The organism is Flavobacterium branchiophilum NBRC 15030 = ATCC 35035 (assembly GCF_002217205.1).
In the GTDB taxonomy this organism is placed as follows: Bacteria; Bacteroidota; Bacteroidia; order Flavobacteriales; family Flavobacteriaceae; genus Flavobacterium; species Flavobacterium branchiophilum.
Map to the genome: position 1 here is coordinate 28036 of NZ_MUGT01000007.1, position 22587 is coordinate 50622.

At 31.0% G+C, this 22587-nt stretch carries 18 protein-coding genes; 10 read left to right on the forward strand and 8 right to left on the reverse strand.

Annotation, left to right across the window (positions count from 1 at the left end; translation table 11 throughout):
* Window positions 1-35: 35 nt before the first annotated feature.
* Window positions 36-2570, reverse strand: a complete 2535-nt coding sequence (gyrA, locus tag B0A58_RS01180) for a DNA gyrase subunit A (RefSeq protein WP_089079526.1) — start codon at window positions 2568-2570, stop codon at window positions 36-38.
* Between the two features lie 135 nt (window positions 2571-2705).
* Window positions 2706-3086: a pyrophosphohydrolase domain-containing protein gene (locus B0A58_RS01185; protein WP_089079527.1), complete on the reverse strand. Its 381-nt coding sequence runs from the start codon at window positions 3084-3086 to the stop codon at window positions 2706-2708.
* A gap of 394 nt (window positions 3087-3480) precedes the next feature.
* Between B0A58_RS01185 and B0A58_RS01195 the strand changes: the two genes are divergently transcribed.
* The 7 genes from B0A58_RS01195 (at window position 3481) to B0A58_RS01225 (ending at window position 10879) form a co-directional block, all read left to right on the forward strand.
* The gene (locus tag B0A58_RS01195; protein WP_089079529.1) at window positions 3481-4611 is read left to right on the forward strand and encodes a GyrI-like domain-containing protein; all 1131 of its coding nucleotides are present in this window, start codon (window positions 3481-3483) and stop codon (window positions 4609-4611) included.
* A gap of 97 nt (window positions 4612-4708) precedes the next feature.
* Window positions 4709-5251 (forward strand): RNA polymerase sigma factor, encoded by a 543-nt coding sequence (locus tag B0A58_RS01200; RefSeq protein WP_014083912.1) that lies wholly within the window; start codon window positions 4709-4711, stop codon window positions 5249-5251.
* Between the two features lie 30 nt (window positions 5252-5281).
* The gene (locus B0A58_RS01205; RefSeq protein ID WP_089079530.1) at window positions 5282-5695 is read left to right on the forward strand and encodes a hypothetical protein; all 414 of its coding nucleotides are present in this window, start codon (window positions 5282-5284) and stop codon (window positions 5693-5695) included.
* A 7-nt stretch (window positions 5696-5702) separates the two neighbouring features.
* Complete coding sequence (locus B0A58_RS01210; RefSeq protein WP_089079531.1) at window positions 5703-6155, forward strand: sensor of ECF-type sigma factor; 453 nt, start codon at window positions 5703-5705, stop codon at window positions 6153-6155.
* A gap of 124 nt (window positions 6156-6279) precedes the next feature.
* Entirely contained in the window at window positions 6280-8256 is a 1977-nt protein-coding gene (locus tag B0A58_RS01215; RefSeq protein ID WP_165766269.1) for a KUP/HAK/KT family potassium transporter, read from the forward strand.
* Between the two features lie 97 nt (window positions 8257-8353).
* Window positions 8354-9568 (forward strand): RsmB/NOP family class I SAM-dependent RNA methyltransferase, encoded by a 1215-nt coding sequence (locus tag B0A58_RS01220; protein ID WP_089079533.1) that lies wholly within the window; start codon window positions 8354-8356, stop codon window positions 9566-9568.
* Between the two features lie 189 nt (window positions 9569-9757).
* On the forward strand, window positions 9758-10879 hold the full coding sequence (locus B0A58_RS01225) for an endonuclease (protein ID WP_089079534.1): 1122 nt from the start codon (window positions 9758-9760) through the stop codon (window positions 10877-10879).
* Between the two features lie 143 nt (window positions 10880-11022).
* On the opposite strand, the gene B0A58_RS01230 is transcribed toward B0A58_RS01225, so the two are convergent.
* The 4 genes from B0A58_RS01230 to B0A58_RS01245 are packed head-to-tail and all read right to left on the reverse strand — an operon-like array spanning window position 11023 to window position 13895.
* On the reverse strand, window positions 11023-11754 hold the full coding sequence (locus tag B0A58_RS01230; RefSeq protein WP_089079535.1) for a head GIN domain-containing protein: 732 nt from the start codon (window positions 11752-11754) through the stop codon (window positions 11023-11025).
* A gap of 11 nt (window positions 11755-11765) precedes the next feature.
* The gene (locus B0A58_RS01235) at window positions 11766-12779 is read right to left on the reverse strand and encodes a DUF4097 family beta strand repeat-containing protein (RefSeq protein WP_185740251.1); all 1014 of its coding nucleotides are present in this window, start codon (window positions 12777-12779) and stop codon (window positions 11766-11768) included.
* Window positions 12780-12816: 37 nt separating this feature from the next.
* Entirely contained in the window at window positions 12817-13347 is a 531-nt protein-coding gene (locus tag B0A58_RS01240) for an anti-sigma factor (protein WP_243389426.1), read from the reverse strand.
* Window positions 13344-13895 (reverse strand): RNA polymerase sigma factor, encoded by a 552-nt coding sequence (locus B0A58_RS01245; protein ID WP_089079537.1) that lies wholly within the window; start codon window positions 13893-13895, stop codon window positions 13344-13346. The genes B0A58_RS01240 and B0A58_RS01245 overlap by 4 nt, the downstream gene beginning before the upstream one ends.
* A 255-nt stretch (window positions 13896-14150) precedes the next feature.
* Between B0A58_RS01245 and B0A58_RS01250 the strand changes: the two genes are divergently transcribed.
* Both B0A58_RS01250 and lon read left to right on the forward strand, forming a co-directional pair.
* Window positions 14151-15044, forward strand: a complete 894-nt coding sequence (locus B0A58_RS01250) for a DUF6252 family protein (protein WP_089079538.1) — start codon at window positions 14151-14153, stop codon at window positions 15042-15044.
* Window positions 15045-15233: 189 nt separating this feature from the next.
* Window positions 15234-17687 (forward strand): endopeptidase La, encoded by a 2454-nt coding sequence (lon, locus tag B0A58_RS01255; RefSeq protein ID WP_089079539.1) that lies wholly within the window; start codon window positions 15234-15236, stop codon window positions 17685-17687.
* Between the two features lie 515 nt (window positions 17688-18202).
* Here the strand turns inward: lon and gcvP are convergent.
* Window positions 18203-21046, reverse strand: coding sequence for an aminomethyl-transferring glycine dehydrogenase (gcvP, locus tag B0A58_RS01260; protein WP_089079540.1), 2844 nt, complete (start codon window positions 21044-21046; stop codon window positions 18203-18205).
* Window positions 21047-21437: 391 nt separating this feature from the next.
* Here gcvP and B0A58_RS16230 point away from each other — a divergent pair, with 391 nt between their 5' ends.
* Entirely contained in the window at window positions 21438-21695 is a 258-nt protein-coding gene (locus B0A58_RS16230; protein WP_133063049.1) for a hypothetical protein, read from the forward strand.
* Window positions 21696-22007: 312 nt separating this feature from the next.
* Here B0A58_RS16230 and B0A58_RS01270 read toward each other — a convergent pair whose 3' ends face one another.
* The gene (locus B0A58_RS01270) at window positions 22008-22574 is read right to left on the reverse strand and encodes a hypothetical protein (protein ID WP_089079542.1); all 567 of its coding nucleotides are present in this window, start codon (window positions 22572-22574) and stop codon (window positions 22008-22010) included.
* Window positions 22575-22587 lie beyond the last annotated feature (13 nt).

The window sequence follows — 22587 nt, forward strand, 5'->3', positions numbered from 1 at the left end:
ATATTTTTTTAGTTTTAGTTAATTATTTATTGCTGTTATTCTTCTGTTACGGGTTCATTATCAGTTGTTTGCTCTTCGGTTTCAGAGTCTTCATCTGGATTAGCCAATACGTCTTTTGATGTTTCTTCATCTTCATCTTTCATCACTTTTGTTACCGCAGCAATAGAATCTTTACCCTTCAAATTAATCAATTTTACACCCTGTGTTGCTCTGCCCATAACTCTTAAATCTTCTACGGCAAGCCTTATAGTAAGCCCAGATTTGTTAATAATCATCAAATCATCTGCATCAGTTACAGAGTTGATAGAAACAAGATTACCCGTTTTGTCTGTTATATTCAACGTTTTAACTCCTTTTCCACCTCTGTTTGTAATACGATAATCATCTAAGCTAGAGCGTTTTCCGTATCCATTTTCAGAAACAACTAGTATTTCGCTATTCATATCGTTTACAGCCACCATTCCAATAACTTCATCTTGGTCGTCTTGTAGCGTAATTCCTCTAACTCCAGATGCGGTTCTACCCATCGGACGGGTTTTATTTTCTTCAAATCGAACTAATTTACCAGATTTTACAGCTACTAATATTTGACTTTCTCCATTGGTTAATTCTGCTGCCAATAGTTCATCGTCTTCTCTAATTGTTATGGCAGCTACACCATTTACCCTTGGTCGGGAATATTGTTCCAAAAGTGTCTTTTTCATGATTCCTTTTTTAGTAACCATAATCAAATAATTATTTTGAATATATTCCTGATTTTTAAGGTCTTGTGTGCATATATAGGCTTTTACCTTATCATCGCTTTCTATGTTAATTAAATTCTGAATAGCACGTCCTTTGGCTGTTTTGTTGCCTTCTGGAATTTCATATACCCGCATCCAAAAACATTTCCCTTTTTGTGTAAAAAACAACATATATTGATGGTTTGTAGCCACAAACATGTGTTCTAAGAAATCTTGGTCTCTAGTACCAGCACTTTTTTGGCCAACACCACCTCTGTTTTGGGTTTTATATTCAGATAAGTTGGTACGTTTTATGTATCCTGCATGAGAAATCGTAATAACTACATTTTCGTCTGCAATCAAATCTTCTATACTCACATCGCCTCCAGAATATTCAATTACAGATCGACGGGCATCACCAAATTTATCTCTAATTTCAATCAACTCATCTTTGATCAAGTTGGTTCTCAAATCTTTATCGGCAAGTAAGGCTTTCAAGTGAGCAATCAATTTCATGATTTCTTCGTATTCGCTTCTCAATTTGTCTTGCTCTAGTCCAGTCAATTGACGCAAACGCATTTCAACAATCGCTCTTGCTTGAATTTCAGATAATTGAAATCTTTCTATCAATCGATCTCTTGCTTCTTCTCCATTTTTAGAGGCTCTAATAATTTTGATTACCTCGTCTATATTGTCCGAAGCAATAATCAAACCTTCTAAAATGTGGGCTCTTTCCTCGGCTTTTTTCAACTCAAATTGAGTACGTCGAACTACTACATCGTGTCGGTGTTCTATAAAATAATGAATCATGTCCTTCAAATTCAACATTTGAGGACGACCACCAACTAACGCAATATTATTGACACTAAAAGATGATTGTAATTGTGTAAATTTATATAAAGTATTTAAAACCACATTTGGAGTGGCATCTCTTTTCAAAATATATACAATTCGCATACCATTTCTATCCGATTCGTCTCGAATATTGGCAATGCCTTCAATTTTTTTGTCGTTTACCAAGTCTGCCGTTTTTTTAATCATGTCGGCTTTGTTTACTTGATATGGAATTTCTGTAACTATTATGGATTCTCGTCCATCCACTTCTTCAAAACTGACTTTTGCTCGCAAAACTATGCGTCCTCTTCCTGTTTTAAAAGCTTCTCTTACACCTTCATATCCATATATAGTACCCCCTGTTGGAAAATCAGGAGCTTTAATATGGTTCATCAATTCGTCAATTTCAATTTCAGAATTGTCTAAATATGCTAACGTACCGTTGATAACTTCTGTTAAATTATGTGGCGGCATATTGGTAGCCATACCCACAGCTATTCCCGTAGCTCCATTTATTAATAAAGTAGGAACACGTGTTGGCATTACTTTTGGTTCATATAAAGTATCGTCAAAATTCAATTGAAAATCAACAGTTTCTTTTTCAATATCGGCCATAATTTCTTCCGAAATTTTTTGCATTCTTGCCTCGGTATAACGCATGGCTGCTGGACTATCCCCATCGACAGACCCAAAATTTCCTTGGCCGTCCACTAGCAAATACCGCATACTCCATTCTTGTGCCATACGTACCATGGCATCATATACAGAGGTATCTCCGTGAGGATGGTATTTTCCCAATACTTCTCCAACTATTCTTGCTGATTTTTTATGGGCTTTATTCGAAAAAACACCTAATTCATACATGCCATAAAGCACACGTCGATGTACGGGTTTTAAACCGTCTCTAACATCAGGAAGGGCTCTCGATACAATTACAGACATCGAATAATCGATGTAGGCAGATTTCATTTCATCTTCAATGTTAATAGGAATTAACTTATCTCCGTCTGACATATTTTATATAGTTTATTTTAAAATTATTATGTTATAAAAAATCTTGCTAATTTATAGTTTCTATTTGAACATAACAATTTTTTTTACCAAAAAAATAATTAATTTATTAACAATAATATTATTGTAAGTAAAAAATTAAAGTATTTTAGAAAAATCTGGTTTGAAATAATGGGGGCCTTTCATTACTTTTCCATCGTTTCTATATATAGGTTGTCCTTTGTCATCTAACTTGCTCATGTTGCTTTGATGTATTTCGTCAAATATTTGTTCCATTTGGTTTTGCAAACCGTGTTCGATAATGGTGCCACATAATATATATAGCATATCGCCCAAAGCATCTGCAACATCGTGCAAATTGTTGTTGCTAACAGCCTCTAAATATTCTTCGTTTTCTTCTTTCATCAATTCAAATCGCAGTTTGTTTTTATCAAAACCTAAGCTTGCTTGTGGCCTTTTGGCATATCCTAATTGATAAATTTCATGAAATTTTTTCACTGATTCTAATTGTTTTTTCATACGTTTTATTTAATTTTTAATGAATATATAAGTCTATATTTTTTATTCAATATGGCTACAAAAAAATGATTATAAAGAAACAAACAAAAATACATCATAAACTAATTAAAAAATGTAATTTTGTACTCAAATTTTAGTATCATTATGTTTAGTACAGGGCAACTTATTTTTGCATCACTTTTTTTTGTATCGTTCGTTTTAATTACAATGTATTCTTATAAAAAGGATAAAAATCTTCATAACTTTTTTTATAAAGGTAATTATAAAGTACTATTGGCTTTTTTGATTTTTATTGGTTTATTATTTGTAATTAAATTTTATTTTAAACATTAATACAAAAATATGTTAAAATTTAACAGACTTTATTATATTTGCACACTTAATCATATTTAAAATGAAGATTTTAAAATATTTTTTCTTACTCATCATGCTACTTGTAACAGCAGCCTCTATTTTTGTGGCAACGTTAAATCCTAACTATGTAGTTGTAAGAACAAAAATAATAAAAACCCCCCGTATTACTGCTTATCAATACATTAACGATTTAAGAAATTGGGAAGAATTTGGTTCTTGGAAAGAGGATAATCCCAACATGCAATTTGATTACTCTGTAAATACTTCTGGCAAAGGCAGTTATTATAATTGGAAAAACGGGAACGATTTTGGACGCATCGAAACAGTATCGAATAAAGAGGGAATGTTAATTGTTCAAAAAATGAATGATAATGGCGAAATATCTGATGTATTTTGGCAGTTTAAGGATACTTTAGGAAAAACAAAAATTACATTCAAAAACATTGGAAAGATGGGTTTTTCTAATAAAATTTTTACCGGAATACAAGGTGGAATTGATCATGTGGTGGGTACCATTTTTGAAAGAAGCCTTGAAAATGTTAATAGAATTTTAGATTTTGAAGTAAACACTTATAAAGTTAAAATAAACGGTTATATTCAAAAAGCTTTTTTTTATTATTTACAAAAAACAATAATCAGCAAAGATGTACATATTAAAAAGAATATTCCTATTTTGATTCACGATATTAATCAGTTTTCACAAAAAAATAATATTCATACGGTTGGAATTCCATTTATCAAATACAATAAAAAAGACCCTAATAGGCAAGTTACAAGTTATACCGTGGGTATTGAATTGAAAGAAATGATTTATACTAGTAAGGAAAGTGAATTTGTAGTAGATAGTTTGCCAGCCACTCATTATATCAAAACAACTTTAACGGGAGATTATTCGCATTTGTATCAAGCAAAAATGAAAACATTAAATTTTATTTATAAAAATAAATTAATGGAAGACTTTGAAAAATCTTATTTGGAGTATTATGTGAAAGACAAATCGATAAGTAACAATGCATCTACTTGGATTACAGAGATTTATGTTCCAATAAAAACAAAATCCAAGCCTAAAAAATATTACAAACCGAAAGTAGAACAAACGACCGCCACACCAGCTCAAGCACCTGCTACTACTGAAACGGTAACTCCATCTAATACAAATTCAAATCTATAGAAGTCTTTTTGTTGAAGCTTACATTAACTTTTTTTAATAATTAAATGTCTGTTTAAACCTTTTCTAATTTTGAATGTCTAAAGTTGAAAACAATATTTTGGAAGAGGAGCAAGCATTTATATTGCAATTATTAAATCCAAAAACGCAAAATGTAGCGTTTCAAGAACTCTTACAAAAATACCAACGACCATTGTATAACCACATTCGTAACATTGTTTTAAATCATGATGATACCGATGATGTGTTGCAAAATACATTTGTAAAAGTATATCAAAATTTGAATAAATTTAAAGGAGAAAGCAAACTTTTTTCGTGGATGTACCGCATTGCAACGAATGAAGCTTTGACTTTTTTAAAATCAAAATCCAAAACACAAGGCATTTCAACTGATGTATTGCAAAATAAATTAGTACATAATTTAGAAGCAGATGCTCACTTTGATGGAGATGCTATACAATTAAAATTGCAAAAAGCCATAGCACAATTACCTGAAAAACAACAATTGGTATTCAAAATGAGGTATTTTGAATCTCTTAAATACGATGATATTTCGGATATTTTAGGAACATCTGTTGGAGCTTTAAAAGCCTCTTATCATCATGCAGCCAAAAAAATTGAAGATTTTATGCTACACCATTAAACTTTATATCTAAATCAAAGTCCTACTACCATGGAAACATTTAATTTAAACAACCAACACACAAAATCTACTGGTTTTCAAATACCAGAAGGCTATTTTGAGCAATTTTCGGATAAAATTCAAATGAGAATTGCCGCAGAAAAAAAGCCTAAAACTACCCTGTTCAAATTACAAAAAAATACAATTTTCAAAATAGCCGCAGTGTTTACTCTTGGTTTTGGAAGTATGTATTATTGGCAAACATCAAACCCATATTCAAATATCGACCCCATTGTTTTAGAAAATTACATTTCCGATTCAAAATCCATGACCGATAATGATTTGGCAGAAATTTTGGATGATAATGAATTAGATAAATTACAAATTGATTTGAACATTACACATCAAGATATTGAGAAAGAGTTGATTGATAATAATGATTTAGAAGAATATTTATTAAATTAATATAAAAATGAAAAATAATATTTTAACAATTTTATTGTTTTTACTTGCAACTACTTTTGGTTTTTCGCAAGGAAAATTTAAAGAAAAAAGAGAAAAAATAAAAGCCTTAAAAATTGCCTATATCACCAATGAATTAGCATTGACTACGGATGAAGCCACTAAATTTTGGCCTATTTTTAATGCGTTTGAAAAACGGGAAATGGAAATAAGAGGTGGTAAAAGACGAGATATAAAATTCAAACTAGACGATGTAGATTTGGATAAAATGACGGACAAAGATGCTTTAAATTTAATAAACACTATGGAAAGTTCTGAAGAAGAGCTGTTTCAATTGCGAAAAAAATTCATTTTAAGTTTAAAAGGAGTTTTGCCTCCTGTAAAAATTTTGAAGTTGAAACGTGCAGAAGAGGCATTTCATAAAAAATTATTGAAACAATACAAAGAACAACACAAAGAATAACAAGTAAAAACTTGTTAAATTGTAAAAAATAATATTTATTAAAAATAAAGTAAAAAAAATGGTGTTTTACATATTATCTTTATATCTTAATAACTAAATTTGCAAGTTCTTAAAAATATTTATAATGAGTACAACACACAAAGACTTACATCATAAATGGACAATTGGAGGTTTATTAGTAAGTTTGGGAATTATTTATGGTGATATTGGAACTTCGCCATTATATGTAATGAAAGCCATTTTGGGGCTTGAATTTGCAATCAATAAAGATTTAGTATTAGGTGGCATTTCGTTGGTTTTTTGGACATTAACGTTACAAACCACTCTAAAGTATGTGTTAATTACCTTAAGTGCAGACAACCATGGCGAAGGAGGTATTTTTGCCTTGTATGCATTAGTAAAAAAAAACAAAATCAAATGGTTAATTATTCCAGCCATTATTGGAGGAAGTGCCTTACTAGCAGATGGCATCATTACGCCTCCCATATCGGTGTCTTCGGCCGTTGAAGGGATTCGGTTGTTTTATCCAAAAATCAATACTATTCCAATTGTAATTGGTATTTTATTTATATTATTTACCATTCAACAATTTGGAACCAAATTAGTTGGTAATTTTTTCTCACCAATAATGTTGGTTTGGTTTTTGATGTTAGGTGTTTTAGGTGCCTATCAAATTGCCCTAAACCCTGAAGTTTTAAAAGCTTTAAATCCTTATTATGCTTATCATATTTTGGTAGCCGATAAAGGAATCAATCCAGAAGGTTTTTTTGTTCTAGGATTTGTTTTTTTATGTACTACGGGTGCCGAAGCTTTATATTCAGATATGGGACATTGTGGCAGAAAAAACATCAGAATTAGTTGGTTTTTTGTAAAGCTAACTTTAGTACTCAATTATTTTGGTCAAGCCGCTTATTTAATCCAACACGAAGGAATTACCTTAAAACAATTGAGTGCTTCAAACCCCAATCCATTTTATTTAATCATGCCCGAATGGTTTCAATTAGCAGGCGTTATTATTGCAACATTGGCTGCCGTTATTGCATCACAAGCTTTAATTAGTGGCTCATTTACCTTGATAAATGAAGCCATGCGTTTGAATTTTTGGCCTAAATTACGCATTAAATATCCTACAGAAGTAAAAGGTCAAATGTATATTCCATCAATCAATTGGATGTTATTTTTAGGGTGCGTTGGTATTGTTTGGCATTTTGAAGAGTCAAGTAATATGGAACATGCTTATGGTTTGGCCATTATTTTATGTATGATCATGACCACAATTTTGCTCAATTTTTATTTGATTTTAAAGCGAGTTCAATGGTATATCATTACCCCTTTAATCGGAACGTATTTGTTGATTGAGTTTAGCTTTTTTGCAGCCAATATTACCAAATTTGCAGATGGCGGTTATGTTACTTTGATTATAGCTATAGTGTTGATTATGATTATGTCCACTTGGTATTTAGCAAAACAAATTAATAAAAATTATACTAAAATAGTAAAAATTGCCGATTATAAAAAGGTTTTAGCTGAATTGAGCGTAGATTTGACCATACCAAAATATGCTACACACTTGGTATATATGACCAATGCCAATAGAATTGACGAAATTGAGGAAAAAGTGATGTATTCCATCTTACAAAAAAGACCCAAAAGAGCTGATGTATATTGGTTTGTTCATGTTAATATTTTAAATGAACCTTACAAAACAGAATATAAAGTAACTGAAATTGTAAAAGATGATTTGTATAGAGTTGATTTTAATTTAGGTTTTAGAGAGCCAACCAAAATCAACTTGATGTTTAAAGAAGTTTTAAAGGATATGGTTAAAAAAGGAGAAGTAGATATTACAAGTAGATATGAATCCTTAAATAAAAACAATATACTTGGTGATTTTAAATTTGTATTGTCTGAAAAATTCCTTTCAAATGATAGTGATTTATTATGGCACGAAAAAGTCATTATGAATACTTATTTCTTAATAAAGAAATTGAGTATTACAGAAGAGGATTCCTTTGGATTGGATAGCAGCTCTGTAAAAATAGAAAAATTTCCAATGGTTATTCACCCTCCAGAAAAAATTTGTTTAACACGGATTAAATAAAAGAAATGGCACTATTGTAAAATAGTGCTTTTTTATCTACAGGAATATACCAATAAATAATAAAAAAGCAATATATTTGTTTTAGAAAAAAAATAAAATGAGATTACACCGAAATTTAGTTTATACCACCATTGATAGTTTGAATGCCATATTTAATGAAGGCGAATATGCCGACAAAGTAGTAGCAAGAGCATTAAAAAAAGACAAACGTTGGGGGAGTCACGACCGTAAATTTGTTGCAGAAACTATTTATGAAATTGTTCGTTGGAAACGACTTTATTGTGAAATTGCTGAAGTAAAAGAACCATTTGATAGAGATAATTTATGGAGGATATTTGCGGTTTGGGCAGTATTAAGGGGGTATCCTATTCCAGATTGGCGACAATTAGAAGGTACACCAGAAAGAAAAATTAAAGGACGTTTTGATGAATTGTCGAAAAAAAGGGTTTTTAAAGAGTCTATACCAGATTGGATGGACGATTTGGGTGTTAAAGAGTTAGGTGAAGCAGTTTGGACAAAAGAGATAGCAGCCCAAAATCAACCCGCAAAAGTAATTTTAAGGGTAAATACACTTAAAACAAGCAAAGAAAAATTGAGAGCCATTTTGATGGATTTGAATATCGAAACTACTTTTTTAAACGACCAACCAGATGCTTTAGTACTCAAAGAACGTGCAAATGTATTTTTGACAGATGCTTTCAAAGAAGGATTGTTTGAAGTTCAAGATGCCAATTCGCAGTTGGTTGCAGCGTTTTTGGATGTAAAACCAGGAATGAGAGTTGTAGATACTTGTGCGGGTGCTGGCGGCAAAACATTACATATTGCTTCGTTAATGCAAAACAAAGGGCAGCTTATTGCTATGGATTTGTATGAAAGCAAACTCAAACAACTCAAACTTAGAGCCAAAAGAAATGGTGCTTTTAATATTGAGTACCGCATCATTGATTCGACAAAAGTCATTAAAAAATTACAAGAAAAAGCAGATCGGGTTTTGATTGATGCACCATGTAGTGGATTGGGCGTTTTGAAAAGAAATCCAGATGCTAAATGGAAATTGCAACCAGAATTTATTGATAATATTAGAAAAGTACAAGCTGAAGTATTAGAGAGTTATTCAAGAATTGTAAAACCTGGCGGCAAAATGGTATATGCAACTTGCTCTGTTTTACCATCTGAAAATCAAGAACAAGTCAATAAATTTCTTCAAACCGAAAATGGAAAACAGTTTAGTTTTATTAAAGATGCTAAAATTTTAGCTTCAGAATCGGGTTTTGATGGTTTTTATATGGCTCTTTTAGAACGAAAACTATAATGATATTCATGTAAACAGTAATTTTATTGTTTTCAAAGATTACCACAAAATGTAATGGATTGTTCCCCAACATCAATAAATTTAAGTTATTGTTTTATCTAGTCATTTATGATTTCGTATTGAAATAAAAAAAAAAAATGAGCTTAACAAATAAAACCAATAATAATTATTAACCAATAATTTACAAATATGAAAAAACTATACATAAAGATTTTAATTTGTTTTACAAGTTTTGGAATGGCACAAATACCAGCAAATTATTATAATAACGCTACGGGAACAGGTTACACCTTGAAAACACAGTTATTTAACACCATCAACAATAATACCAATTCGGCAAGCAGTAGTGCTAATTATGGTGGCTTGTGGACTTTATATACTGAAAATGCTTTTAGGGATTTGTATTATGAAAACGACAATTCCTTGTTAGATGTTTATTCAGAAAAACCTACTGGCCCCGATAGTTATAGCTATACAGGAACAAGCCAACAATGTGGTAATTACAATTCTGAAGGCGATTGTTACAACAGAGAACATACTGTGCCTCAAAGTTATTTTGGGGGTAGTGGTTCTTATCCGATGTATTCAGATGCACATTTTGTACTGCCCTCAGACGGTAAAGTGAATGCTCAACGCAATGATTTTCCGTACGGAAAGGTAAATGCAGCTACTTGGACATCTACTAATGGTTCCAAGTTGGGTTCCAACTTAAATAGTGGTTATTCTGCAGGTTATACCTCGACAGTATTTGAACCTATCGACGAATTTAAAGGGGATGTCGCCAGATGTTTGTTGTATTTTGTAACCCGATACCAAGACCAATTGCCAAATTTTTATAGCAATTCGACTTCTACAGCAAAAGTAATGTTTGATGGCAGTAGCAATCATAGTTTTTCAAATACGTTCCTTAATATTTTACTTACATGGCATGCGTCAGACCCTGTAAGTAATTATGAAATAGCAAAAAATAATGCAGTTTATACTTTTCAAGGCAACAGAAATCCATTTATTGATCATCCAGAATGGGTACAAAGCATTTGGGGAAGCCCATTAAAAATATCGGATTTTGATTCATTAGATAATATAGTTGTCTATCCAAACCCTTCAAATAATAAAACAATTTATATTAATTCTGATATTAGTTTGGATGAAATTGAATTAATAAATCTAAATGGGCAATTGATTCAAGTCATTAAAAACCCTTTATTTATCAATAAATCATTTGATATTCAAAATTTAAACCAAGGATTTTATTTTTTAAAGTTGAAAGCTGAAAACCAAATGATCATAAAAAAAATATTTGTAAACTAATTGATTTTAATCAATCAATGTGGTAAGTATCGGGACTCTTTTATGCTTATCAAATGAATTTCTTTTAAAAATCATTGTCAAAGAATCTATTTGACAATGATTTTTTTTAAAAATTTTCCAAGATAATTAAATTATTTTGTCATTTATCTTTGCTTTATATTACCCGATCCACTAACTTTACTTTCTATTTGTTTTGGGTTTCCTGAATAGGAAATATTTCCAGAACCCGAAATTTTGGCATCAAGAGCGTTGGTACAATTTACATTGATATTTCCAGAACCCGAAATGGCTACAGTTGCATTTTGAGTTGAAAGTAAAGGTGTTTTAATATTACCCGAACCAGATATTTTGCCAATAAAATCTTGACAATTACCTTCTAATAATATATTTCCAGAACCCGAGAGTTGGACTTCTACTTGCTGACTATCAAGCTGTAAGCGAATATCGCCACTTCCTGAAAGGGCAAGTTTAAAATTATCGAGTTTTAAAATAGCTTTACTAAAAATGGTACCAGATCCACTAGAATGTAACGAGTTTATAGACTCGACAGGAATTAATATTTTAATTTTATTTTGGTATTTATAAGGGATATAAATGCCGTTTTCAAGACTAATGTGTAAGGTTTCATTTTTTACTTCAGTAATTATATAAGGCAAAATAGCTTCGTCGGCAGTAATGATAATTTGACCTTCGGTGCCTTTTATAATTTCAGTTTCAAAAAAACTACTTATTTTTATGGCTTCATACTGGGGTGTTGTACGGGTTTCTGTTTTGATGATTTTTGTAAAATCAATTTTTTTAGTTCCCCAATTTTGACCAAATACATTTGTTAGTATGAACATACTTACGATTAAAAATTTTGTATTGACTTTCATTTTATTTAATTTTAAAGTTTATTTTTTGTTAATTTGATATTTCCGTAATCGGATTGAAGGGTTATTTGATGCAATCCACGTGTTTTATAATATCCAAGATAGTTTGAATGTACTGCAGATTCAGATTTTGTGTTGAAATATAAATCATTTGGAGCTTTTAAATCGGCATATTTTAAACTGATATTGAAATCAAAAGCATAACTTGGTTTGAATCCTATTTCAATTTGAGTATAAGATCCGTTAATATTTATCAAATTATTAACCTCCATATTTTGTATCTTCACATGTCCATATTTTGTGTTTATGATTGCTTGCTCCACAATTTGTAAGATGTCGATGTCTGTATATGTACTCCGACTTACAAAATTTTTAATATTTTTTATCGATACATTACCATATTTGGTATGTAATTGAAGCGTCCCAATTTGATCTATTTGCAATTGGGTATAATTGGAATCAACCGTTAAAGATAGAGCAGTATCAATATCTAATTCAGAGTATTTAGATGATATATTTGCTTTTTTTATATAATTTATTTTAGAATTTTCACAATACTCTAAATAAATATTGTTTTTTTCATTGCTCAATCGGTCAATCAAAATTTTACCATATTGACAACTAATATTAGTAAAACCATTGATTTCACCTAAATATATATTTCCATATTTATTTAAAATAGTCAAATTCCCATTTTTAGGAATTTTCAATTGATAATGAATTTCAAATGAATTATTTTGATTTTTTGAACTATTAATGCTATTTCCAATAGAAGTAGTGGCCGTTATTTTGGCTTTTAAAGCCTCGATATTTATTGTAATATCGTCTAATTTTTGATCAATCCACTTTTCGTTTTGTCCTAAAACTTTTATAAGGATGTCTAATTCAACTTTATCTTCATCCCATGTTGCCACAGAAATGTTTCCGTAAGTATTGTTGATTACAACATCTACATTTGGATTTACAAAATATATTTTTTTGATACTTTTTTGCTTAACAATTGGGCCAATAACATTTGAATATGCCAAATAGTATGTTGAAAAAAACAATAAAATAAATAAAAGTTTACAGTATTTTTTCATCATTCTCAATATTTTCATGTTCTTCAATTCTTTTTAATACTTCTTCCAAAAATGAAATTCTAGTTTGGAAATTACTAATTAAAGCTTTGATTAATATTTTATTTTCGCCATTTTTTTCTAATTCAAATAAAATATTTTGATAATCTTTGTCAAATTCTTTCATTTGTTTCAAAGCATCTTCAACCATTTTTTGATTTGCATCTGATTTTTTATCTTGAATTTTATATAACTCTTTTGCAATAAGCACTGTAAATATCGAATCAGTTTGTTGGGTTTCCTTTGAAGCAAATTTCAAATTTTTTTGCGGATAGCTGTTCAATTGATTAATAAAATACCCAAAACTGAGCAATATACATGCAGCAATGGTAGCATACCTCCAATAGTGTTTTTTTGCCTTTTTTGATGTTATTTTTTGCAAAAAAGCCAAACTATGATGGGTGGGTAGTTCCTTAATATCCCAATTGTCATGATTATTTTGAAACATTACATCTAAATCATCTTTCATTGATTTCATTTTTTTTTAAATTTTATTCTTAAACTTTCTTTTGCTCTGCTTAAAGTGGTTCTAAAATTGGTATTTGAAATTTGTAAAATATCGCAAATTTCTTCCTGGTCATAACCTTCTATGTAATATAAGGAAAGTATGATATTGTAACTGTCTTTTAATGATTTCATAGCATTTAGAATTTGTTGTACTTGAAAGTTTTTAACGTCATTCAATATTATTTCTGTAGGTATTTCAATGTTTTCATGTAATGATTCCTGCCATTCATCTATTGAAATTCTTTTTTCTTTTTTACAAAAATCGATGCTGCAATTTACAATAATCCGTTTCAACCAGGATCCAAAAGCCACCTCGTTTTTAAATTTTTCTAGATTTGAAAATGCTTTTAAAAATCCTTCTTGCATGATGTCTTGTGCAAAATGTTCGTCTTTTATAATTCGAAAAGCCACATTATACATAGCCTTTGCATACAAATGATACAATTCGTGTTGGGCCTTTGTATTTTTATCGATACATAAAGCTATAAGTCGTGCAATATTTGGACTGTTATTTTTCAAATATTTGATTTAGTTACGTAATTAAAGACCAAGTTTAATTTTATTTGTTACAGTATTAAGTTCAAAAATCAAATTTTTTTTTGAAAACAATGTGAAATTAAAAAAATATTGTTAATTTTGAAAAATATTTATGAGTTTATTATAAAACGGTCTTTTCAAAATGAAGATACAAATATAATATTATTCTACTAATTTTATTTTAAAAACAATAAAATAAATTCAAAATAATATATTTAACAAAAAAATATTACGGAAATGAAAAAAATAAATTTTTTAATGCTATTTTTAGTATTTATAGGATTGATGACATCTTGCGAAGTTGAACCTATTGATAGTAATTTGAATCCACAATCATTTGACGACAATACAAATAACAATTCAGGTGCTGCTTCATTTAAGGCTAACTTTAGCGGAGCAACTTTTACGGCAACAAGTACTTTAGCATATATATCTGGAGGATCAATTAGATTAGAAGCATTAAGAGGCACAAGTGGTGAAGGATTTGCCTTTTTTTTAGAAGGCACAACAGTTGGTACTTATGCTGCACCCGATAATTTATTAACTTATACACCAGCAAATTCAACAGATAATTTTGGCTATTGGGCTCAAAACCCATTAAGTCCCAATCAAAGTGTTGGGTCTGTAACGGTAACAGCTATTGATTCTGTAAACAAAACAATATCGGGAACATTCAATTTTACGGGATATTGGTCAGATTTTTCAGTAACAAATATAGCTCCAATAGTTTTTTCTGGAGGTGTATTTACTAATATTCCTTATTCTACACAAAGCCCTACGGGTGATACCTTTTACACTAAAATAAATGGAACAGAATTTGTGGACAATGATATTGTAGTAGCAACAGTAAATAATGTTATTGGAATAGCGGCCAAAAATGCGGCACAGGATGTTGTGAATTTAGGCATAAAAGAAACACTTACCGTTGGATCATACACCATAACGGGGGCTTCGACAGATCAAGTGCAAGCAAGTTATAAATTGGCGTCTAATATTTTACCAGTGTCTGCCACTGCGGGTACTATTACTATTACAAGCAAAACAACTGACAGAATTGTTGGTACATTTAGTTTTGCAACTGCCAATGGTACTTATCAGGCTACTAGTGGAACTTTTGATGTTGCTTACTAAAATAATATGTTACAAAAATGAACCCGCCTAATTGGCGGTTTTTTTGTTTTTGGCACAATCATTGAATAATAACTGTTCTCATATTTATAATTGATATTTTACTATCATTTCAATTTTAATTGCTTATGAAGTACTTTTTTTTCAATTATACTTAATTTATTAATGCCAAAATGACTTTAAAACAACGATATGTCAGATAATAAAATATTTACAATTGACAATATGTCATTAAACGAAATTGATTCAGATTCAGAATTGATTCCTCTACTATCAAAAGAAGACGAAGAAGAAATGAACAATGAAATTTTGCCAGAAACGCTACCCATATTGCCTTTGAGAAACACCGTTTTGTTTCCAGGTGTTGTAATTCCAATTTCGGCGGGAAGAGATAAATCCATCAAATTATTGAATGATGCCAATGCTGCTGGAAAAATTATTGGAGTTGTAGCACAAAAAGACGAAGCAGAGGAAAACCCAACAGAAGATGGAGTACACAAAATGGGTACTGTTGCTCGAATATTAAGAGTTTTGAAAATGCCCGACGGCAATATCACAGTTATTTTGCAAGGAACTAAACGATTTAAAATTGTTGATTTTATACAAGAAGATCCTTATTTTGTAGCTAATATTCAATCGATTAATGAAAAAAGACCTGTAAAATCTGATTCAGAGTTTAATGCTATAATCGATTCAATAAAAGAATTGGCCATTCAAATAATAAATGATAATCCCAATATTCCGTCTGAAGCCACTTTTGCAATAAAAAATATTGAAAGTAAGCCTTTTTTAATTAATTTCATATCTTCAAATATGAATTTGGATGTTAAAGACAAACAAGTTCTTTTGAGTATTTTGAATTTAAAAGAAAGGGCATTAGAAACGTTGAAGTTTATGAATTTAGAATTGCAAAAATTGCAATTAAAAAACAATATTCAATCAAAAGTACGATTTGATTTAGACCAACAACAAAGAGAATATTTCTTACATCAACAAATGAAAACCATTCAGGAAGAATTGGGTGGGGTATCGCATGAAGACGAGATAGAAGAAATGAAAACCAAGGCTAAAGCCAAACAATGGGACGAGAAAACTCAAAAACACTTTGAAAAAGAACTTTCAAAAATGATTCGATCCAATCCACAATCGCCAGATTATGGAATTCAGCGAAATTATTTAGAATTGTTTTTGGATTTGCCATGGGGGCATTATTCAAAAGATAATTTTGATCTTAAAAGAGCACAGAAAATCTTGGATAAAGATCATTTTGGATTAGACGAAGTTAAAAAACGGATGATAGAACATTTGGCAGTATTGAAACTTCGCAACGATATGAAATCGCCTATCTTGTGTTTAACAGGCCCTCCGGGAGTGGGAAAAACATCAATTGGACGTTCGGTTGCAGAAGCATTAGGTAGAGAATATGTAAGAATATCATTAGGAGGTTTGAGAGACGAAGCGGAAATACGTGGTCATAGAAAAACGTATATTGGGGCTTTGCCGGGTAGAATTATCCAAAGTTTGAAAAAAGCGGGAACATCAAACCCAGTATTTGTTTTGGATGAAATAGATAAATTATCTAATAGCCATAACGGCGATCCGTCTTCGGCATTATTGGAAGTGCTTGATCCTGAGCAAAATAATTCTTTTTATGACAATTTTTTAGAATTAGGTTATGATTTATCAAAAATCATGTTTATTGCTACTTCAAACACAATGTCCACCATTCAGCCTGCATTGGTCGATAGAATGGAAGTCATTAAAATGTCTGGATATACTATTGAAGAAAAAATTGAAATTGCCAAACAGCATTTGTTTCCAAAACAATTGGAAGCACATGGGTTAAATGCTAAACACTTGAGTATTGGCAAAAAACAGTTTGAAAAAATAATTGAAGGATATACCAGAGAGTCTGGTGTAAGAGGCCTTGAAAATAAAATTGCACAAGTAGTTAGAAATGCTGCAAAATGTGTTGCCATGGAAGAGGAATATAATAAAAAGCTAACAGATGAAGATATTGTTACTATATTAGGTGTTCCAAGATTAGAGCGAGACAAAGCAGAAAACAATGAGGTTGCGGGTGTAGTTACAGGCTTGGCTTGGACATCTGTTGGTGGTGATATATTGTTTATAGAATCATTAATTTCTGCTGGAAAAGGCAGCTTATCTATAACCGGAAACCTTGGTAATGTCATGAAAGAATCAGCAACAATTGCCTTGGAATATATCAAATCTAATGCTGAAATACTTGGCATCAACCCTGATTTGCCATCGAAATATAATATTCATTTGCATGTTCCAGAAGGGGCAACTCCAAAAGATGGGCCAAGTGCAGGTATTGCCATGCTTACTTCGTTGGTGTCGTTGTTTACTCAAAAAAGAGTTAAAAAAAGCCTTGCTATGACGGGTGAAATTACACTTAGAGGCAAAGTATTGCCTGTTGGTGGTATTAAAGAAAAAATCTTGGCTGCAAAAAGAGCCAATATCAAAGAAATTATTTTATGTTATGAAAATAAATCAGATGTAGCTGAAATTAAACCTGAATATATTGATGGTTTAACGTTTCATTATGTAAAAGAAATGCACGAAGTAATTGCAATAGCAATTACCAATCAAAAAGTTAAAAATTTTAAGGAATTAATGTAGTATTAATATTTTTTAAAAAATTTTATTTTATAAAAAAAAACTTCTTAATTGAGGTTTTTTTTGTTTTTATTTATATTGAAAATGGTACATTATTTTTTGTCAGAATAAAGTTGATTGCAGGTTTTGCGTGAGGGATTGCAGTGGAAATCCTTTTTTGTTTTTTCTTTAAAAACAAAAAAGATTGCAACGAAAAGCCCGACCCGTAGTTTTACGGAGGGACACGCCCACATCATTTATATTTTGAAAAATATTAAAATATGAAACCGATAAAAGAAGGGCCTTTTTGGTAATTTTATATTATAATATTTGAAATAAATATAGCAATATTATTTACATAACCTTAAAATAATAATAATTGCACTATATATTTGTCTAAATTTTAAACTTTGATAAAGATGATTGATTTGAATAAATGCTTATCAAAACGACATTGATAAAAATATTATTAATTTGATTTCAATTTTAAAAAAAAACCTCGATTAATTTTAATAAAATCGAGGTTTTTTATTTCAATATTATTGGTATGCTTCGATAGGGACGCAGCTACAAACTAAATTTCTGTCGCCAAATGCATCGTCGGCTCTGCGAACAGTAGGCCAAAATTTGTTTTCCTTTAAATAGTCTAATGGAAAAGCGGCTTGGGTACGTGTATATGGAAAATTCCACTCGTCTGCTGTTAGCATGGCTTGTGTATGTGGTGCATTTTTCAAAACATTGTTTTTGTCTTCGATTGAAGCGTTTTCAATTTCTTGTCTGATGCTAATCATCGCTTCGCAAAAACGGTCTAGTTCGTCAAGGTTTTCGCTTTCTGTTGGTTCTATCATTAGTGTACCGGCAACAGGGAAAGAAACTGTTGGGGCATGGAAACCAAAGTCCATCAAACGTTTGGCAATATCGGTTACTTCGATGCCTTTTTGTTTAAACGGGCGACATTCTAAAATCATTTCGTGTGCGGCCCTTCCTTGTTCACCAGAATATAAAGTGTCGTAATGTCCGTTGAGTCTTTCTTTGATGTAATTGGCGTTTAAAATAGCCATTGTAGTTGCTTTTGAAAGCCCTTCTTCGCCAAGCATGCAAATGTAGCCATAAGAAATCAAACACACTAAGGCAGACCCCCAAGGGGCAGCTGAAATGGCTGTAATGGCTTGAGAGCCACCTGTTTGGATAATAGGATTGCTTGGCAAAAATGGTACCAACTGTGGGGCAACACATATTGGCCCAACACCAGGTCCACCGCCACCGTGAGGGATTGCAAAGGTTTTGTGTAAATTCAAATGACAAACATCGGCACCAATAGTAGCAGGATTGGTTAGGCCTACTTGTGCGTTCATATTGGCACCATCCATATATACTTGACCACCGTTTTCGTGTATAATTTGAGAAATTTCTTTAATTGTACTTTCAAAAACTCCGTGGGTAGAAGGATAAGTTACCATGAGGCATGATAAATTATCTTTATATAAAATGGCTTTTTCTCTTACATCTTCCACATCGATATTGCCATTTTCGAGTGTTTTGGTAACTATGATTTGCATGCCTGCCATGGCTGCCGAGGCCGGATTTGTACCGTGGGCAGAGGATGGAATTAAAGCAATATTTCGGTGGACATCGCCTCTGGCATGATGATAAGCTCTAATGACCATTAAACCTGCATATTCGCCTTGTGCACCAGAATTGGGTTGTAAGGTTGTTCCTGCAAATCCTGTAATAATGCTTAATTGTTGTTCTAATTTGCTTAACATTTCTTGGTATCCTAATGCTTGGTTTATTGGAGCAAAAGGGTGCATATTGTTCCATTGTGGGTTGCTTAATGGTAACATTTCGCTTGCGGCATTCAATTTCATTGTGCAGGATCCTAACGAAATCATAGAATGATTGAGCGATAAATCTTTTCGTTCGAGCATTTTGATATAACGCATCAATGCCGATTCTGAATGGTATTTATTGAAAACTTCGTGTTGTAAAAATGCGGATTTTCTGTTTAAATGTAATGGTATTGCTGAATTTTCATCTAAACTGTTAAGTTTTTCAACTGATTGACCTTTTGCAGATGCAAATATTTCAAGAATTTTGTTAATGTCATTAATACTTGTAGTTTCATTAAGTGAAATAGCAATATTTTTTTCATCGATATAATAAAAATTATATGATTGTGCTTCTGTCAAAGGTTGTATGATTGATTGTTCAGCTTCTATGACAATTGTATCAAAATAAGAAGTATTTTTTTGAATATATCCCAAATTATGAAGCTCTTTAGCAAGATTATAAGCTAATGATTGAATGGTATTGGCAATATATTGCAAGCCTTTTGGCCCATGATACACAGCATACATCCCAGCCATTACAGAGAGTAAAACTTGTGCAGTACAAATATTTGATGTAGCTTTATCTCGTTTGATGTGTTGTTCTCTGGTTTGCAGAGCCATTCTTAAGGCTCTGTTGCCATCAGCATCTATGGTGATGCCAATGATACGACCTGGCATACTGCGTTTGTATTCGTCTTTTGTTGCAAAATAGGCAGCATGAGGGCCGCCATAGCCTAATGGAATACCAAACCTTTGGGTTGTACCAACAACAACATCGGCACCCATTTCGCCAGGAGGTGTAAGAATAGTAAGACTCAATATATCTGCTGCTACCGCCACTTTTATATCATTAGATTTGGCTTTAGATATAAAATCGGTGTAATCATATATTTGTCCGAATTTAGCAGGGTATTGTAAAATTGCTCCAAAATAACCTGATGAAAAATCAAAATTTTCATGATTTCCAATTACAATTTCTATACCAATAGGCGTTGCCCGTGTTTGTAAAACAGAAAGGGTTTGAGGAAAAATAGCTTCCGATACAAAAAATTTATTGACATTATTTTTTTTCTGATCTTTAGTTCTAACGTCAAACAAAAGTGCCATTGCTTCAGCAGCTGCCGTTCCTTCGTCTAACAATGAAGCATTTGCTATTTCCATTCCAGTAAGTTCTATAACCATGGTTTGAAAATTCAAAATAGCTTCCAATCTGCCTTGAGCAATTTCTGCTTGATAGGGGGTGTAAGCGGTGTACCAACCAGGGTTTTCGAATATGTTGCGTTGAATGACTGCTGGAACCACTGCCTGATTATAGCCTAGACCAATATATGATTTGAAAATTTTATTTTTGTTTCCCAATTCATGTATGTGGTTTGCAAATTCATATTCTGTCATGGCAGGAGCCAATTCTAGAGGTTTTTTTAAGCGAATATCGGCAGGTATAGTTTCAGAAATGAGTTGTTCTGAACTGGAAACACCAATAAATTGAAGCATTTTTTGAACATCATTTTCACTAGGGCCAATGTGTCTTAAAGCAAAAGCATCTGTTTTCATGTGTAGTTATAGTTATGTTTTTTAAATCATGTTGCTAATATTCAACAGGTTTAAAAATTGATGGTATAATTTTGAAAAGGCAAAATTAAATATTAATTGGCTAATAATGATTGTTTTTTTAATGTATTTTTTAATAATTTATCAACTATTTTGAATAATTTAGGAAATCGTTTTGTTAATTTTGCAAAATGAAATTGCTACATAAATGCTTTGATTTATACCTTTCATACAGTTTGCACATCGGATTTGAGGTGTGGTGTATGGTACAAATAACGTATTATTATTTGCATTTAAAACCAGATCTTAACTTGGCCGCAGTTGTTTTTTTGGGTACTGTTTTTGGGTATAATTTTCTGAAATATGCTGATGGCTTTATTTCAAAAAGAATGCCATGGCACAAATTCAAATGGTTTTTTGTTTTGAACGCATTAATTTTTGTAATTTTTTGTTTTTTTTACAGTCAATTAATATTTTTATTGCAAATAATATTAATTATTTTGGTCACTATGATTTTTATTTATCCAAAAATAAGAAAAATAACCAACTTAAAATTAATTTACGTAAGCTTTTGTTTGAGTTTAGTTACGGTTTTTTTACCTTTATTACAGCATACCCACCTTCAAAGTCAAGTCTTTCTTGTGTTTTTTGAACGTTTTGTATTGATCATAACATTATTGATTCCATTTGAAATTGCCGATCTAAAAAACGACATTGATATTGTAACCATACCTAAAATTATTGGAATTCATAAAACAAAATTATTAGGTTTTTTATTGTTAATAATTGTATTTTTTATTAATATTATGTCAAATGATATTGATTTCATTAAATTTTTTATATATATTTTAATATTTTTAAGTATTTTATTTTCAAATACGATCAAATCAAAATATTTTACAAGGTTTTGGGTAGAAAGTATTCCTATTATTTGGTACTTAATGCTTTATTTTTTGTAAAAAAATCATTCAATACATTTCAAATAATTTATAAAATAAGATTCAGGTTCATAGTATATGCCATCTAAATCAGAATGTAATGTTTTTTTAAACACGATATCTTCTGTTTCCGTGGTAAATTTGATCCTCATAAATGAAATAGGTGATTGTTTTAAATCTTCCATTGTGCCTTGTATAAACATAAAATATCCTGTAAGAATTTTTGTTGTAGTATTGGTATGATCCATCAACGAAGTACCACAATCTTCTTTGTCCATAGCTAAAAGCGTAATAATTTTTCCATTTTGAAGTTGAAAATACAATTTGGAATTTTTATCTAAACATTTTGCCTTTGTAAAATTATTATTTTTTGTAATAAATTGAATAGACAAACTTGGTAAACCATCAGAATTGATTAAAGAAAAATATATAAACCTAGAATTTCCAGCAAATATATGTTCGTGTATCAAATATTCTTTGGTAGCTTTATAAACACCTAAACTGTCTTTTACATTGGAACTGTATTCACATTCTTTTTGTGCCAAAAGCGAATGACTTATGAAATAGATCAATAAAAATAGGAATTTTTTCATTTTATGTTGTTTG